This window comes from Aureimonas jatrophae (genome assembly GCF_900104035.1).
GTDB lineage: Bacteria > Pseudomonadota > Alphaproteobacteria > Rhizobiales > Rhizobiaceae > Aureimonas > Aureimonas jatrophae.
The window spans coordinates 25,538-40,205 of record NZ_FNIT01000005.1; the positions used below are offsets into that span (position 1 = coordinate 25,538).

Sequence of the window (14,668 nt, forward strand, 5' to 3'; positions counted from 1 at the left end):
CGACCGCGGTCGTCCCCAGCAGACCCTCGCAGGATCCCATGGCTGAACAGGCTCCCTTTGATCGGACGCTTCTCGTGTCGCGCCGTCGCCGCGCGGCGCGGCGCCGCGTGTCGGGCGCGGATTTCCTCGCGGGCAGCGTCGCAGCGGAACTCGCGGAGCGTCTGTCGCTGGTCCAGCGTCGCTTCGATACGGGCGCGGACCTTGGCGGATCGGGTGGCGAGTTGTTCGCGCGCCTCGTCGCGGGCGGTCAGGTCGGCCACCTCGTGCGTCTCGAGAGTGACCCCGCGCTTCTGTCCGGTGCCACCGGCGTCGTCGCCGACGAGGAGGCCCTCCCCTTTCGCGACGAGAGCCTCGACCTCGTCGTATCGGCGCTCTCGCTCCATCTGACGAACGACACGCCGGGGGTGTTCGTCCAGATACGCCGGGCGCTTCGGCCGGATGGGCTGTTCCTGGCCGCGCTTCTCGGCGGCGAGACCCTGAACGAACTGCGCGCAACGCTTCTGGCAGCGGAAGCCGAACTCGCGGGCGGTGCGTCGCCTCGCGTCTCGCCCTTCCCGGATCTGCGCGACGTCGGCAGCCTGCTCCAGCGGGCCGGTTTCGCCCTGCCGGTCATCGACCAGGATCGCCTGACGGTTCGCTACGGTTCGATGTTCGAACTCATGGCCGACCTCCAGGCCATGGGCATGACCAGCGTCCTCAATGCGCGCTCCCGGCAGCCGGCTTCGCGGCGGCTGTTTCTGCGGGCGGCTGAGCTCTACGCGGAGCGCTTCGCGGACGCCGACGGCCGGATCCGCGCGACCTTCGACGTCATCTACGTTTCGGGCTGGCGTCCGCACGACAGCCAGCAGAAGCCGCTGCGCCCGGGAAGCGCCAAGGCAAGCCTGGCGGAGGCGTTACGCCCACGAGGCTGAGAGCGAGCGTTCTAATCGCCGCGCGTGAGTGCGTCCGATACCGCCGAGGTCCAGGCCTCCCACTGGTCGCCGACCGAGGTACCGGTCGCGGTCAAGGCACCGATGATCGCGGTGGCGATCAGGGCTGCGATCAAACCGTATTCGATCGCCGTGGCGCCGGATCGGTCACGGCAGAAGGCAGCGAGGCGGATCATCGGCAGGTTCCACGCTGCGAGCCGTCCGGAAAGCGCAGGCAGGGTCCACCATTGGGGCGGCTGATGGGATCGCCGGTCGCGAACGGCACGCTTGGTCGCGTGATGGAACCCGTGGTCGTCGCATCCAGGCCGTTCGCCGCATCAAACGCGGCGGACTGTCCCGTCCGCCCGCCCGGAGCGGAAGCCAGCGCCAGAACCAGCGCGGCGGCGAGCGGACCGACCAGCAACGATGCGCGAACCAGCGCCCGAACGGCTTGTCCGGCGCGGCGCTGGCGATGATGGACCGACCTTTTGCGCAACACGCCCTCCGGCACCCTTGGCGACGGGACGGCGACGGCCGTCCGACCGGTACCCTCGCACGAGAGGCGTGAAGCGGCCCTTAAGAAGCGTCCTTAACGTCGCGGAACCCGTCTGCGTCAGACGAGATCGACCAGGAACGGAATCAGCGGCAGATCAGCGGGCGGCATCGGCAGGTCCCGCAGGTCGCGCGCGAGAACCCAGCGCAGGCGCTGCCCTTCCATCGAACGGGGAATCCCCTCGAAGCGGCGGCAGACGTAGAGCGGCATCAGGAGGTGGAAGTCCTCGTAGGTGTGGCTCGCGAAGGTCAGCGGCGCCAGGCAGTCGGCCTTGGTCTCGATGCCGAGCTCCTCGCGCAGCTCCCGGATCAGCGTTTCCTCGGGCGTCTCGCCCGGCTCGACCTTCCCACCGGGAAACTCCCAAAGCCCAGCCAGCGACTTGCCGGCCGGGCGCTCCGTCACGAGGATACGACGGTCCGCGTCGATCAGCGCGCAGGCCGTCACGAGCAGCATACGGGGTGCGGGCATACGGCGTCCTCAGGCGGTGACGGCGCCAGGCGGCGCGCGGTAGCAGTAGCGATAGGCTTCGTGAAAACCGAGCCGCCGGTAGAGCGCAAGGCCGGCCTCGTTGTCGGCCTCGACCTGGAGCCAACCGGTGCGGGCCCCCTTGTGCTGGGTATGGCGCAGGGCGGTTGCGACCAGATCGATGCCGATGCCCTCGCGCCGTCGGTCGGGCGCGACCGCGACATCGAGGATGCCGGCCAGATCGTTGTCGGTGATGGCCAGCGCCACGCCGATCGGCTCACCCGCCTCGCTTTCGCGCACGAAGAAGGCCGCTGGCGGGCGGATCGAGGACAGGACCTCGTCAAGTCCCGCGCGCATCTCGGCTGGGCGCCTGTGAACGTGGAGCGAGGCGTCGAGATACCGCCGACCGTCGCGGATCGGGATGCGGTCGATCGCGTCGTTGAGGTCGAGGGCCGCCAGGTCGGCGGTGAAGACCACGGCTTCGCCGAAGCGCTGCCAGCCGGACTCGTCGAGATGCCGTACGAGGGCGGGCGGGCAGAGCGGCGACTGACGAAACAGAAGCGTGCGGCCCGCCGCCACGAACCGCTGACGCGCGTCCGTAATGCGCGCTGCGATATCGGCGTCGTCGGCCGGATCGAGCGGGTTCACCGAGTTCAACCGCTTGGCCGGAAAGCTCGGCGTCAACCGGATCGCCCAGGTCCCGTCGTAGAAGGTGCTCGCCGCCGGCCAGGCCCGGAAGCCCGCCGCTTCCAAGCGGCGGACGGTGGTCAGGCGCGGGCCGGCCTCAGCTCCGGTAGTCGCCATTGATCGCGACGTAGTCCTTGGTGAGATCGCAGCTGTAGACGGTCCAGCGTCCCGTGCCGAGGCCGAGGTCGACGCGGATCGCGATGATATCCTGGCGCATGGCGCTGGAGGCCTCCGCCTCGCTGTAGGCGGGATCCCGCTCCCCCTCGTGCGCGACCCGCACGTCGTTGAACCAGATCGCCAGTCGGTCGCGCTCGGCCGGCTCGCCCGCTTTCCCGACCGCCATCACGACACGGCCCCAGTTGGCGTCCTCGCCGGCGACCGCCGTCTTCACCAGCGGCGAGTTGGCGATCGAGAGCGCGATGCGCTTGGCGGAACGCGGGTCGCTCGCGCCCTCCACCGTCACCTGGATCTCCTTGCGGGCGCCCTCGCCGTCGCGGGCGACCTGCCGGGCCAGATCGAGCAGGAGCGCGTCGAGCGCGCCCGCAAACTCCGCGAGCGCCGGATCGTCGGCACCTGCCGGCTCGGCGTTGCCGGCCGCGCCGGTCGCGAAGACGAGCAGCGTGTCGGACGTCGAGGTGTCGGAATCGACGGTCACGGAATTGAAGCTGGGAGCGACCGCCCGCGCGAGAAGCGCCTGCAGCACCTCCGGCCGGATACGCGCATCGGTCGCCACGAAGCTGAGCATGGTCGCCATGTCGGGCGCGATCATGCCGGCGCCCTTGGCGATGCCGTTGATGCGGACGTCGACATCACCGATCCGCACGCTCGCGGTCGCGACCTTGGCGTAGGTGTCGGTGGTCATGATGGCGCGAGCGGCCTCGAGCCAGCCGTCGGGCGCCGCCTGCTCGGCGAGCGCGGCCAGGTGCGACACGATCTTGGCCGGATCCAGCGGCTCGCCGATCACGCCGGTCGAGGCCAGGAACACCTCGTCCGGGGAACAACCCGCGAGCTCCGCGGCCGCTTCCGCGGTCGCGTTCGTGGTGGCGACGCCGCGTCGCCCCGTGAAGGCGTTCGCGTTGCCCGAGTTGACGACCAGAACGCGCGCCCGCCCGCCGACCAGCGCCTGCCGGCAGTGGTCGACCGGCGCCGAAGGGCAGCGCGTGGTGGTCAGCACGCCGGCGACCGCGGTGCCCTCGTCGAAGCTCATCAGAAGGACGTCGGTTCGGTCGCGATACTTAATGCCGGCCGCTCCGGTCGCGATGCGAATGCCTCGGATCGGCGGAAGATCGGGAACGGAGCGGGGGGCGAGCGGGGAAACGGCGGTGCTCATGGCTCTCCTGTCGCGATCACGCGGGATACGCGCCGGGGTTTGCCTGATGCCCCCCTCGCCCGCAAGTCCGGATCGCGAACCCGTCGGACGCGCGAAGGGCCGGCATGCCCTGCGACATGCCGGCCCTTCATCCTGCCATGCCTCAGTTGGCGAGCGCGGGCGCTGTTTCCGTGCCGGGCGGCACGGTCTCGGCATCCGAGGCCGCCTCGTCGGCCGCCGCTTCCGGATCCGCGGACGGGCCGGACGCCATCATGCTTTCCATCGCCTCGACCTGCGTCTTCAGCGCGGGATCGAGATATTCGACGCCCTCGGACTCGCGCGCCTTCTGGACCATGGCGACGTACTTCTCGCGCATGACGATCTGGCGCACCTGGTCCTTCACCTGCTCGAAGGCCGGCGGCTGCTGCTTGCGCTTCTCCAGGACCTTGATGACGTGGAAGCCGAACTGCGACTGCACGGGCTCCTTGGTGTAGGTGCCAGGCTCCAGCGCGAAGGCGGCCGCCTCGAAGGGCGGCACCATCTGGCCGGGGCCGAAGAAGCCCAGATCGCCGCCGTTGGCGCCCGACGAATCCTTGGAGCGCTCGGCGGCGACCGCCGCGAAGTCCTTGCCGCCGTCGAGCTCCTTGATGACCGCCTCGGCCTCTTCCTTGGTCGGGACGAGGATGTGCTGGGCGTGAACCTCGTCCACCGGCTTCATCGCGGCGACTTCGGCGTCGTAGCGGCTCTTGAGTTCCGCGTCGGTGATCGCCGACAGGCCGTTCTTCTCGAAATAGGCGTTGTGTAGGGCGCGCTCGCGCAGGAACGCGAGCTGGCGGGCGACCGCCGGATCGTCGCCGAGCTTGGCGGCGTTCGCCTCTTCCGCCAGCGCCTTGATATCGATCAGGGCCGACAGGACCGCCACGCGCTGCTGATCGGGCGGAAGCTGTCCGAACTGGGTGGCCAGGTCCTGCGTCGCCGTTTCGAGATCGGCCTGCGTGATGGTCTGGTCACCGACCTTGGCAAGCGGGGTCTCCGGTGCCGGCGGCGCGACCGGCGCGGGCGCCGGCGCGGTTGTGCTGGCAGCGGGCGCGGCAGGCGTGGCGGCGTCCTGGGCCAGGGCCGATCCGCAGCTCAGCGCGGCCAGCGCCGCAGCCGACGCGGCAAGCCGCAGGGAAAGCTTCAGGTTCATGCCAAACGCCTCTCGATACAGGGAAAGATGGGAAAGGGCCGACAACGGCCTCGGACAGGTTTCGCACACCGGAAAGACCCGGCTTTGCGGTGTTTTGAGGGCCGCACCCCACGGGCGCGGCACGTTGACATCCCTCGGGGGGGCTCTTATCTCTCACGCGTTCTGGAAGTCCAGTCGCACATCCCCTGGGTGACGCCGTTTCGGCGCGGACGACGGACTGCGGCGCCTCCCGCGCGCCTGACGCGAACTTTCCTGGGAAGGACATTCGGCATGGTGAGTTTCGGCGGCCTTGCCCGCAAGCTGCTCGGTTCGAGCAACACGCGCCGCGTTCGCAAGTACGATGCCACCGTTCGAGCCGTGGCCGCCTTGGAGCCGGAGCTGGCCGCCTTGAGCGATGACGCTCTGCGCGACCGCACGCGGCAGTTCCGCGAACAGTTGGCGGCCGGGACGCCGATCGACGATCTTCTGATCCCCGCCTTCGCCACCGTTCGCGAAGCCGCCAAGCGCACGCTCGGCCTGCGCCACTTCGACGTGCAGATGATCGGCGGCATGGTCCTGTCGGGCGGCGCCATCGCCGAAATGCGCACCGGCGAGGGCAAAACGCTGGTCGGCACGCTGCCCGTCTACCTCTCGGCACTGGAGGGCAAGGGCGTCCACGTCGTCACCGTCAACGACTACCTCGCCACGCGCGACTCGGCGCAGATGGGCCGCGTCTACAACTTCCTCGGTCTGACGGTCGGCGTCATCACGCATGGCCTGACCGACGACCAGCGTCGCGCCGCCTACGCCTGCGACATCACCTACGCGACCAACAACGAACTCGGCTTCGACTACCTGCGCGACAACATGAAGTACGAGCGCGAGCAGATGGTCCAGCGCGGCCACCACTTCGCGCTGGTCGACGAGGTCGACTCGATCCTGATCGACGAGGCGCGCACGCCGCTCATCATCTCCGGTCCGCTCGAGGACCGCTCGGATCTCTACCGCACGATCGACAGCTTCATCCCGCAGCTGGCGCCCGAGGACTACGAGGTCGACGAGAAGCAGCGCCAGGTCTCCTTCACCGAGGACGGCACGGAGAAGCTGGAGCGCATGCTGGAGGCGGCCGGCCACCTGCACGGCCCCTCGCTCTACGACATCGAGAACGTCACGATCGTTCACCACGTCAACAACGCGCTGAAGGCCCACAAGCTCTTCCAGCGCGACAAGGACTACATCGTCCGCGGCGACGAGATCGTCATCATCGACGAGTTCACCGGCCGCATGATGCCGGGCCGCCGCTTCTCGGAAGGCCTGCACCAGGCCCTCGAGGCCAAGGAAGGCGTCACGGTCCAGCCCGAGAACCAGACGCTCGCCTCGATCACCTTCCAGAACTACTTCCGCATGTACGGCAAGCTCGCCGGCATGACCGGCACGGCCAACACGGAAGCGGCGGAGTTCGGCGACATCTACAAGCTCGACGTCGTCGAGATCCCGACCAACCTGCCGATCATGCGCAAGGACGAGGACGACGAGGTCTACCGGACGGCCGAGGAGAAGTACCGCGCCATCGCCAAGGAGATCACGGCGGCCGCCGAGCGCCGCCAGCCGATCCTGGTGGGCACGACCTCGATCGAGAAGAGCGAGATGCTGGCGGAGCGCCTGCGCAAGGGCGGCCTCAAGAACTTCCAGGTCCTGAACGCGCGCTATCACGAGCAGGAAGCCTACATCGTCGCGCAGGCCGGCGTGCCGGGGTCGGTGACGATCGCCACCAACATGGCCGGCCGCGGCACCGACATTCAGCTCGGCGGCAACCTGGATATGCGCGTCGAGCAGGAGCTCGCCGAGGTGCCGGAAGGTCCCGAGCGCGAGGCCGCGATCCAGGCCATCCGCGCCGACATCCAGCGGCTCAAGGAGGAGGCGCTGGCCGCCGGCGGCCTCTACGTGCTGGCGACCGAGCGTCACGAGTCGCGCCGCATCGACAACCAGCTGCGCGGCCGCTCGGGCCGTCAGGGCGATCCTGGCCTGTCGAAGTTCTACCTGTCGCTCCAAGACGACCTGATGCGCATCTTCGGGTCGGACCGCATGGACGCGATGCTGACGCGTCTCGGCCTGAAGGAGGATGAGGCGATCATCCACCCCTGGATCAACAAGGCGCTGGAGAAGGCTCAGAAGAAGGTCGAAGCGCGCAACTTCGACATCCGCAAGAACCTTCTCAAGTATGACGACGTCATGAACGACCAGCGCAAGGTCATCTTCGAGCAGCGGCTCGAACTGATGGACGCCGAGTCGCTCGACGAGACCGTCACCGACATGCGCCACGAGCTGATCGAGACGCTGGTCGCACGGCGCATGCCCGAGCGCGCCTACCCCGAACAGTGGGAGACGGCCGAGCTCACCGAGGAGATTCGCGAGCACCTCAACCTCGACCTGCCGATCGCCGAATGGGCAGCCGAGGAAGGCATCGACGACGCCGATATCCGCAAGCGTATCCTGGACGCCTCCGACAAGGCGGCCGCCGACAAGGAGGAGCGCTTCGGCAAGGACGTCATGCGCTATATCGAGCGCTCGGTCGTCCTGCAGACGATCGACGCCTTATGGCGCGAGCATCTGGTCAACCTCGACCACCTGCGCTCGGCCGTCGGCTTCCGCGGCTATGCGCAGCGCGACCCGCTGAACGAATACAAGTCGGAGGCCTTCGAGCTCTTCCAGACCATGCTCGAGCACCTGCGCGAGCGCACGACGCAGCAGCTGACGCGCGTGGAGCTGGTGCGGCCCGAGCCGGTCGCCGAGCCCCCCCTGCCCTTCATGCAGGCGCACCACCTCGACGCCACGACGGGCGAGGACGAGTTCGGCCATGGCGGCGAGCGGCTGACGGCCGACTTCAACCCGGCCGGCACGGATCGTCTCCAGCGCGATCCCGAGCATCCGGAGACCTGGGGCGAGGTGGGCCGCAATGAGCCCTGCCCGTGCGGGTCGGGCAAGAAGTTCAAGCACTGCCACGGGGCCTACGCCCAGATCGCCTGATCCGGTCGGGGCATCAGGCTCCGAAAAACGAAGAGGCCCGGTCGCGCGAGCGCCCGGGCCTTTTTCGTGAAGCGGCCTTGCCTGCGCTGAGGCGGGATCAGTCCCGCTCGCGCTCCGCGGCGTCGCGCTTCTGCAGGAGGTTCTTGAACATCGAGGTCCGCGCGTTGTTGAGCGGCTTGCCGTCGCGGTCGAACCCGGCCCGGCGATGCTGCTCGGCCGCGTAGGCCTCCGCCGAGATCGGCTGTCCGGTCTTGTAGATGAGGCTCGGGACCACCGCGAACTGCTCGGGCGTCATGGTGGCGGCGATCTGCTTCTCCAGCGCCTCGTCGGCCTGCCGCTTGGCGATCAGCTCGGCGGGCTCGGCGACCGCGGGGCATTCGCCGGTCGGCGTCAGCGTGCGGCCGTCGGAGAGCTGCGCGTCGAACACGTAGCGCTTCTCGCACACGCCGACCTCGACCGGCTTGTGCGTCAGGTCGAAGCGGTCGGAGCCTTCCTTCAGCATCTTCCAGAAGGCGTAGTGCTCGGAGTTCGAATGACGAGCCATGTTCTGCGGCGTCATGCGGAAGGGCATCGCCTGGAACTGGAACGCGCGCTGCCCGCCCTGGAAGGCATGGCGCGCCAGCGCATAGAGCTCCTCGACCTGCTTGTCGTCCATGGCGTAGCAGCCCGACGAGTTGCACGAGCCGTGCACCATGAGGTGCTGGCCCGTGAAGCCGTTCGCCTTGTCGTAGGCGTTGGGGTATCCGATGTCGAAGGCGAGGTGGTAGCTCGACTCCGGGTTCAGCGAGCCCGGGCCGATGTTGTAGAAGCCCTCCGGCGCCTGCCGGTCGCCCTCGGCCTTCTTAGGCCCGAGCTTTCCGGACCAGGCGCAGATCGGGTAGGTCTTCAGGAGGGCGAAGGTGCCGTCGGTCTTCTGCTTCCAGACCTCGAGCTCCGACTCCTCCTTGTAGAGTCGCAGGAGGATCGGCGAGTTCTCGCCCATCTCGCCGGCCTTGATCATCTTCACGAGGCTGGGCGGCAACGGGGCGTTGGGGCCAAGCAGGTCTTCGAAACCGGCCCCCTTCTGGCAGGCGGACAGGGCGAGGAGCCCACTGGTCAGAACAGCCATCGCAACGGCGCGGCGTATGGTCATTCCCCTCGAAGCCCCCATGCGGACGAGACCCTCAGCGCGAGGCCCACTTCCGGAATCGACCGATGCAGCGGACCACCAGACCCCGTTCTGGCGCCCATACGGTTATCAACCCGTAAACGAAACGGACCAATTTTTCAATTCACAGGCGTTCGCGAGGCTGGAGGACCGGCTGGGCCAGTCGTCAGACCTTCAGATCGCGGCCGATGGCCAGGAACTTCTCGCGCCGCTCCTGACGCAACGCATCGCCCGACATCGGGGTCAACGCGGCGAGCGCGGCGGCGATTCGATCACCCGCACGGTCGATCGCGACGGTCGGATCGCGGTGAGCACCGCCCACCGGCTCCTCGATGATCTCGTCGATCACGCCGAAGCCCTTGAGGTCCTGGGCCGTGATCTTCATCGCCTGCGCGACGTCCTTGGCACGCGCCGAGTCGTGCCAGAGAATCGAGGCGCCGGCCTCCGGCGAGATCACGGAGTAGATCGCGTGCTCCAGCATTAGGACCCGGTTGGCGGCGGCGATCGCGATCGCCCCGCCCGAGCCGCCCTCGCCAATCACCAGCGCCACCAGCGGCACGCGGAGCGCGAGGCACTTCTGGGTGGACCGGGCGATGGCCTCGGCCTGGCCACGCTCCTCGGCGCCCAGTCCCGGGTACGCGCCGGCGGTGTCGACCAGCGTCACGACCGGAATCGCGAAGCGCTCCGCCATGTCCATGACGCGTACGGCCTTGCGGTAGCCCTCGGGCCGCGCCATGCCGAAGTTGTGCTTGAGGCGGGTCTGGGTATCGTCGCCCTTCTCCTGCCCGATCACGGCGACCGACTGGCCGCGAAAGCGACCGAAGCCCGCGATGATCGCGTGGTCCTCGGCGAAGTAGCGATCGCCGGCGAGCGGCGTGAAGTCGGTGACGAGGCGCGCGAGGTAGTCGACGCAGTGCGGCCGGTCGGCATGACGGGCGACCTGCGTCTTCTGCCAGGGGCTGAGCTTGCGGTAGAGCTCGGCCAGCGCGTCGCGCGAGCGCGTCTCCAGCCGCTGGATGTCCTCCGAAACGTCGAGACTGTTCTCGTCGCCACCGATGCGCTTCAGCTCGATGATCTGGCTGTCGAGATCGGCGACGGGTTTTTCGAAGTCGAGATAGTTGTGCATCCAGCCGCGGCGCCCGAGGGCCCGTCCTTGCAGTGCCGGCGCCGCGATCGCCGCCGGCTTCCGCTGGTGAAGCGCGGCGGTCGGCCGGAAGGCGCCGCCGGTTCCGTTGAGGTCTTCGTTCGGAGCGGCAAACTGGCGATCCGCCGACCCCTTGTCAAGAAAGCGTCACTCCTCCGCCAGGGCCGAAAGCGGATGGTGATCGGTGACGAGGCGCATGAGCCGCTCCTCGAGGACGTGGGTGTAAATCTGCGTCGTGCCGATGTCGGCATGGCCGAGCAGTTCCTGGACGCTGCGCAGGTCCGCTCCGTTCTGAAGAAGATGGCTCGCGAAGGCATGACGCAGGACGTGGGGCGAGACGCGCGCGGGCGAGAGACCCGCCCGGCTCGCCAGCACCTTCAGGTCGCGCGCGAAGCTCTGCCGGGTCATGTGGCCGCTTTCGGAAAGCGCGGGAAAGAGCCAGGGACTGGTGGCCGCATCCGCGCGGCCTGCCATCGCCTCGCCGAAGGCGGCGAGCGCGTCTCGCGCGCGCTCGCCGATCGGCACCATGCGCTCCTTGTCGCCCTTGCCGCGCACGACGATCACGCGACCGCGCGAGCGCAGCACCGAGCGCGGCAGCGAGACGAGTTCGGACACGCGCAGGCCCGTCGCATACAGGATCTCGACCAAGGCAAGCATGCGCCGGGCGCGCAGCCGCGCTCCGCCCTCGAGCCCGGCGTCTCCGGCCGCTGCGGCGGCGGTCTCCATGAGGCGATCGACCTCCGCCTCCGACAGGATCTTCGGCAACGGCCGCGCGCGCTTGGCGCCTTCGATCGGGCCGCTCGGGTCGTCGCCGCGCTGGCCCTCCGCATAAAGGAACTTGAAGAACTGGCGCAGCGCCGACAGGCGCCGCTGCCGACTGGCGGGCGCAAGGCCCGTCGCCTCCAGATGCGTCATGTAGCGACGCAGAGCGTCTGTGTCGGCCGCACCGAGCCCGCCCGTGCCGCCCAGAAAGGCGCGGGCGTCGTCGAGATCGCGCCGGTAGGCCGCCAGCGTGTTGTCGCTCGCGCCGCGCTCCACGGCCATCATCTCCAGGAAGCTCTCGATTCGCGCGAAGTCGGGAACGCTCATGGCGAGGGGGGAGCTTGCGCCGCGGGCGCCGCGTCACGGTCCGGAGTGGACGGGGGAGCCACGGGCGGCGGTGTCTGGAGGCCCGGCACCGGAACCTCGATCGAGACGGGCACGCGCACGGGTTCCACGAACGTCACGAGCGCGGCCATCACGGCGAAGACGGTTCCGGCGATCAGTGCGAGCGCCGTGACGAGACGAACCAGGGTGGGCATGGATGCGTAAGACTCGTTCCCTGTGGTGACCCGGTTGAGGCGAGCCGACATGCGTCCCGGCGCAAATTGTAGGGATGCCGTCGCGCCCCGCCAAGGCACATTGCGCAACGCGGCGTTGAGGTCTCTCGCTTGACCGACCCGGCGAGTTGCGCGACAGAACCCGGCCCCTGTGTCCCCCGCGAGACCATGACCGACACCGACGCGCCCGCCCATTCCCTTGCCCAAGCTCTCGAGCGGCTCGGAAGCCGTCCGGTGGTGCTGGTCGGGTTGATGGGAGCCGGCAAGACGACGGTGGGCCGGCGTCTGGCGCAGGCCCTGAACCTTCCCTTCGTGGATACGGATGGCGAGATCGAGGCGGCATCGCGCATGAGCGTCTCCGAGCTGTTCGCGGCCTATGGCGAGCCGGAATTTCGGGCGCTCGAGGCGCGGGTCGTCGCGCGGCTCGTCGAAGCCGGCTCGCAGGTCATCGCCACGGGCGGCGGCGCCTTCATGAGCGAAGCGACGCGGCGCCTCCTGCGTGAGCGGGCGACGACGGTCTGGCTTCGGGCCGAGATCGACGTCCTGATGGAGCGGGTCCTGAAACGCCCGACCCGCCCGCTCCTTCAGACCACGGATCCTCGCCAGACCATGCTCCAGCTGATGGAACGGCGCTATCCGATCTATGCGGAAGCGGATATCCACGTCGAATCGCGCAACGTCCGCCGCGAGCAGATCGTCCGCGAGATCGTGGATGCGCTCGCCGTGCCGCATAACCGTCGCGCCGAGGTCATCGCTTCATGAGCCTGTCGTCCCATCCGCCCGAAGCCGGCGGGCGCCGCAGCGTGCGCGTCGAGCTCGGCGAGCGATCCTACGAGATTCTGATCGGCGCGGGCCTTCTGCAGGGAACCGGCGCGGAGATGGCACGCCGCCTGCCCTGCGCGCGCGCGCTGGTCGTCGCAGACGAGACGGTGGCCCCGCTGCACGCCCCCGCCCTTCTGGCGTCGCTGGAGCGCGCCGGCATCTCGGCCGCGCTTCACCAGGTCCCGGCCGGGGAGACCACCAAGCGCTTCTCGGAGCTGGAGCGCCTCGTGGATCGCACAATCGCCGAGCGGCTGGAGCGCGGCGACGCGCTGGTGGCGCTGGGTGGCGGCGTCGTCGGCGACCTCACGGGCTTTGCGGCCGGCGTCGTTCGTCGAGGCATGCACCTCGTTCAGGTGCCGACGTCGCTTCTGGCCCAGGTCGATTCCTCGGTCGGCGGCAAGACCGGCATCAACTCGCCGCGCGGCAAGAACCTGATCGGCGTCTTTCATCAGCCGTCGCTGGTGGTCGCCGATACCGCCGTGCTCGAAACCCTGAGCGAACGCGAGTTCCGCGCGGGCTACGCCGAGGTCGCCAAATACGGGTTGATCGATCGTCCCGACTTCTTCGGCTGGCTGGAGGCGAACTGGCGCGCGGTGTTTGCCGGACCCGGCCGGGCCGAGGCGGTCGCCGTCAGCTGCCAGGCCAAGGCGGACGTCGTGGCGGGCGACGAGCGCGAGACCGGCGCACGGGCGCTTCTGAACCTCGGACACACCTTCGGCCATGCGCTGGAGTCGGCCGCCGCCTACGATCCTGCACGTCTCGTCCATGGCGAGGCGGTGTCGATCGGCATGGCGCTCGCGCATCGGTTTTCGACGCGCCTCGGACTGTGCCCGGCCAGCGAAACCGAGCGAGCCGTGCGGCATCTGCAGGCCGTGGGACTGCCGACCGCGATTCGCGAGATCCCGGGGCCGGCCTTCCTGGCGGACGAGTTGATGAACAAGATCGCGCAGGACAAGAAGGTGCAGCGCGGCAGCCTGACCTTCATCCTGACGCGCGGCATCGGACAGGCCTTCGTCGCGCGCGACGTCGAGCCGGCTGCGGTGGCGGGTTTCCTCGCCGAGGAGATCACCGCCGGTCCGGCCTGACCGGCTGGGCGAGATAGCGCCGTCGCCAGCTGGCGGGGATCGCGTCGGCGGCGATCGCCAGAAGGGCTGCGATCACGGCAGGCAGGAGAATGGCCCCGGGAAGTGAGTGGCTGAGGGCCAGCGCACCGCCGAGCCCGCCGGTCAGAACACCGATCCAGGGCCAGATCTGGAGATGCCAGCCTTGCGAGCGGTCGCCCAGCAGCCGCCGACCGAGGCCGCGCCCGATCCGCGTCAACGCGCCGGTCACGTAGGTGAGACCGACGCCTCGGCCGTCGACCTGATCCATCGCGCCGTTCAGCAATCCCATGGCGAACACGAGCGCCGGAATGCCGCGGACCGGTTCCGCAAAGAACGCAGGCACCGACGCGAAGCCCGCCACCAGAAGCAGCAGGATCGCCTGACGACCGTCCACCAGCGCCATCACCAGGGCGCTCAATGCGTTGCCGGCTACAAAGAGCGCGACCACCAACGCGCCGCGGACCAGCGCGTCGGGTTGTCCCTGGCCGACGGCGATCGCGAGGTTGGTCGTATTGCCGCTCATGAACGAGACGTACTCGCCCGCCAGTAGGAAGCCGATCGCGTCGGTGACCCCGGCCAGGAACGAGAGCGCGGTGAGGAAGGCTTGGCTGAGCCGGCGCCGCGCTTCGGCCTCGACGCGTCGTCGCTCGCTCGGCGTCATCGCCTGCGGGTCGGCTCGCCCGGTGCGCTCGCCTCGATCGCGAGGGCGTGGACGCCGCTCGCGAGTTCACGGGCGAGAAGCGCGTTCACCCTCCGGTGGCGCGCCAGCCGGCTCTCGCCCGCAAAGGCCGCCGAGACGATGCGCACCCGGAAATGCGTCTCGCCCGAGCCATCGAAGCCGGCGTGATGGTCGCTGCCGCCGTGATGGTGGCCCGCGTGAAGGTGGCTCTCGTCGATCACCTCCAGCGCCGCGGGGTCCAAGGCGCCGCGCAACGCCTCCTCGATCCGGCTCTTGGTCGACATGGTCGGTTCCTCGCATCTCGTGGCACCGCGACGGGTCGACGCGGGCAGCCTGG

The 14,668-nt window shown here is 69.1% G+C and carries 15 protein-coding genes; 4 read left to right on the forward strand and 11 right to left on the reverse strand.

Going from position 1 to position 14,668, the window contains the following annotated elements:
* The first annotated feature begins 38 nt into the window (after positions 1-38).
* A complete protein-coding gene (locus BLQ76_RS11890) occupies positions 39-911 on the forward strand; it encodes a class I SAM-dependent methyltransferase (RefSeq protein ID WP_090673412.1) in 873 nt (290 codons plus the stop codon).
* Between the two features lie 11 nt (positions 912-922).
* Here BLQ76_RS11890 and BLQ76_RS11895 read toward each other — a convergent pair whose 3' ends face one another.
* From BLQ76_RS11895 to BLQ76_RS11920, 5 genes are all read right to left on the reverse strand, one after another.
* On the reverse strand, positions 923-1,105 hold the full coding sequence (locus BLQ76_RS11895) for a Flp family type IVb pilin (protein WP_090673416.1): 183 nt from the start codon (positions 1,103-1,105) through the stop codon (positions 923-925).
* A 416-nt stretch (positions 1,106-1,521) separates the two neighbouring features.
* The gene (locus BLQ76_RS11905) at positions 1,522-1,929 is read right to left on the reverse strand and encodes a (deoxy)nucleoside triphosphate pyrophosphohydrolase (protein ID WP_090673422.1); all 408 of its coding nucleotides are present in this window, start codon (positions 1,927-1,929) and stop codon (positions 1,522-1,524) included.
* A gap of 9 nt (positions 1,930-1,938) precedes the next feature.
* Positions 1,939-2,730, reverse strand: coding sequence for a GNAT family N-acetyltransferase (locus BLQ76_RS11910; RefSeq protein ID WP_090673425.1), 792 nt, complete (start codon positions 2,728-2,730; stop codon positions 1,939-1,941).
* Positions 2,711-3,943 (reverse strand): bifunctional glutamate N-acetyltransferase/amino-acid acetyltransferase ArgJ, encoded by a 1,233-nt coding sequence (argJ, locus tag BLQ76_RS11915; protein ID WP_090673428.1) that lies wholly within the window; start codon positions 3,941-3,943, stop codon positions 2,711-2,713. The genes BLQ76_RS11910 and argJ overlap by 20 nt, the downstream gene beginning before the upstream one ends.
* 142 nt (positions 3,944-4,085) lie before the next feature.
* On the reverse strand, positions 4,086-5,111 hold the full coding sequence (locus BLQ76_RS11920) for a peptidylprolyl isomerase (RefSeq protein ID WP_090673431.1): 1,026 nt from the start codon (positions 5,109-5,111) through the stop codon (positions 4,086-4,088).
* 270 nt (positions 5,112-5,381) lie between these two features.
* On the opposite strand from BLQ76_RS11920, the gene secA reads away from it, so the two are divergent.
* Positions 5,382-8,117: a preprotein translocase subunit SecA gene (gene secA, locus BLQ76_RS11925; RefSeq protein ID WP_090673433.1), complete on the forward strand. Its 2,736-nt coding sequence runs from the start codon at positions 5,382-5,384 to the stop codon at positions 8,115-8,117.
* Positions 8,118-8,214: 97 nt separating this feature from the next.
* On the opposite strand, the gene BLQ76_RS11930 is transcribed toward secA, so the two are convergent.
* The 4 genes from BLQ76_RS11930 to BLQ76_RS11945 all read right to left on the reverse strand — a co-directional run bounded on the left by BLQ76_RS11930 (position 8,215) and on the right by BLQ76_RS11945 (position 11,709).
* Complete coding sequence (locus BLQ76_RS11930; RefSeq protein ID WP_139184001.1) at positions 8,215-9,249, reverse strand: L,D-transpeptidase family protein; 1,035 nt, start codon at positions 9,247-9,249, stop codon at positions 8,215-8,217.
* 181 nt (positions 9,250-9,430) lie between these two features.
* Entirely contained in the window at positions 9,431-10,390 is a 960-nt protein-coding gene (locus BLQ76_RS11935; protein ID WP_090673436.1) for an acetyl-CoA carboxylase carboxyltransferase subunit alpha, read from the reverse strand.
* Between the two features lie 165 nt (positions 10,391-10,555).
* Positions 10,556-11,497, reverse strand: a complete 942-nt coding sequence (locus tag BLQ76_RS11940; protein WP_090673439.1) for a site-specific tyrosine recombinase XerD — start codon at positions 11,495-11,497, stop codon at positions 10,556-10,558.
* Positions 11,494-11,709, reverse strand: a complete 216-nt coding sequence (locus BLQ76_RS11945) for a hypothetical protein (RefSeq protein ID WP_090673441.1) — start codon at positions 11,707-11,709, stop codon at positions 11,494-11,496. Before BLQ76_RS11945 ends, BLQ76_RS11940 begins: the two co-directional genes overlap by 4 nt.
* A 186-nt stretch (positions 11,710-11,895) precedes the next feature.
* Here BLQ76_RS11945 and BLQ76_RS11950 point away from each other — a divergent pair, with 186 nt between their 5' ends.
* Both BLQ76_RS11950 and aroB read left to right on the forward strand, forming a co-directional pair.
* Complete coding sequence (locus tag BLQ76_RS11950; RefSeq protein ID WP_090673444.1) at positions 11,896-12,489, forward strand: shikimate kinase; 594 nt, start codon at positions 11,896-11,898, stop codon at positions 12,487-12,489.
* A complete protein-coding gene (gene aroB, locus BLQ76_RS11955) occupies positions 12,486-13,634 on the forward strand; it encodes a 3-dehydroquinate synthase (RefSeq protein WP_090673447.1) in 1,149 nt (382 codons plus the stop codon). Before BLQ76_RS11950 ends, aroB begins: the two co-directional genes overlap by 4 nt.
* Here aroB and BLQ76_RS11960 read toward each other — a convergent pair.
* Positions 13,615-14,313, reverse strand: coding sequence for a YoaK family protein (locus tag BLQ76_RS11960; RefSeq protein WP_090673449.1), 699 nt, complete (start codon positions 14,311-14,313; stop codon positions 13,615-13,617). The genes aroB and BLQ76_RS11960 overlap by 20 nt on opposite strands.
* Positions 14,310-14,615, reverse strand: a complete 306-nt coding sequence (locus BLQ76_RS11965) for a BolA family protein (RefSeq protein WP_090673452.1) — start codon at positions 14,613-14,615, stop codon at positions 14,310-14,312. The genes BLQ76_RS11960 and BLQ76_RS11965 overlap by 4 nt, the downstream gene beginning before the upstream one ends.
* Between the last annotated feature and the right edge of the window lie 53 nt (positions 14,616-14,668).

Excerpts from the sequence above, each read along its gene's own strand:
- argJ (WP_090673428.1), bottom strand. The coding sequence starts at position 3,943 with ATGAGCACCGCCGTTTCCCCGCTCGCCCCCCGCTCCGTTCCCGATCTT.
- BLQ76_RS11905 (WP_090673422.1), bottom strand. The coding sequence starts at position 1,929 with ATGCCCGCACCCCGTATGCTGCTCGTGACGGCCTGCGCGCTGATCGAC.
- BLQ76_RS11960 (WP_090673449.1), bottom strand. The coding sequence starts at position 14,313 with ATGACGCCGAGCGAGCGACGACGCGTCGAGGCCGAAGCGCGGCGCCGG.
- BLQ76_RS11940 (WP_090673439.1), bottom strand. The coding sequence starts at position 11,497 with ATGAGCGTTCCCGACTTCGCGCGAATCGAGAGCTTCCTGGAGATGATG.
- BLQ76_RS11910 (WP_090673425.1), bottom strand. The coding sequence starts at position 2,730 with ATGGCGACTACCGGAGCTGAGGCCGGCCCGCGCCTGACCACCGTCCGC.
- BLQ76_RS11895 (WP_090673416.1), bottom strand. The coding sequence starts at position 1,105 with ATGATCCGCCTCGCTGCCTTCTGCCGTGACCGATCCGGCGCCACGGCG.
- BLQ76_RS11935 (WP_090673436.1), bottom strand. The coding sequence starts at position 10,390 with ATGCACAACTATCTCGACTTCGAAAAACCCGTCGCCGATCTCGACAGC.
- secA (WP_090673433.1), top strand. The coding sequence starts at position 5,382 with ATGGTGAGTTTCGGCGGCCTTGCCCGCAAGCTGCTCGGTTCGAGCAAC.
- BLQ76_RS11920 (WP_090673431.1), bottom strand. The coding sequence starts at position 5,111 with ATGAACCTGAAGCTTTCCCTGCGGCTTGCCGCGTCGGCTGCGGCGCTG.
- BLQ76_RS11965 (WP_090673452.1), bottom strand. The coding sequence starts at position 14,615 with ATGTCGACCAAGAGCCGGATCGAGGAGGCGTTGCGCGGCGCCTTGGAC.
- BLQ76_RS11930 (WP_139184001.1), bottom strand. The coding sequence starts at position 9,249 with ATGACCATACGCCGCGCCGTTGCGATGGCTGTTCTGACCAGTGGGCTC.
- BLQ76_RS11890 (WP_090673412.1), top strand. The coding sequence starts at position 39 with ATGGCTGAACAGGCTCCCTTTGATCGGACGCTTCTCGTGTCGCGCCGT.
- BLQ76_RS11950 (WP_090673444.1), top strand. The coding sequence starts at position 11,896 with ATGACCGACACCGACGCGCCCGCCCATTCCCTTGCCCAAGCTCTCGAG.
- aroB (WP_090673447.1), top strand. The coding sequence starts at position 12,486 with ATGAGCCTGTCGTCCCATCCGCCCGAAGCCGGCGGGCGCCGCAGCGTG.
- BLQ76_RS11945 (WP_090673441.1), bottom strand. The coding sequence starts at position 11,709 with ATGCCCACCCTGGTTCGTCTCGTCACGGCGCTCGCACTGATCGCCGGA.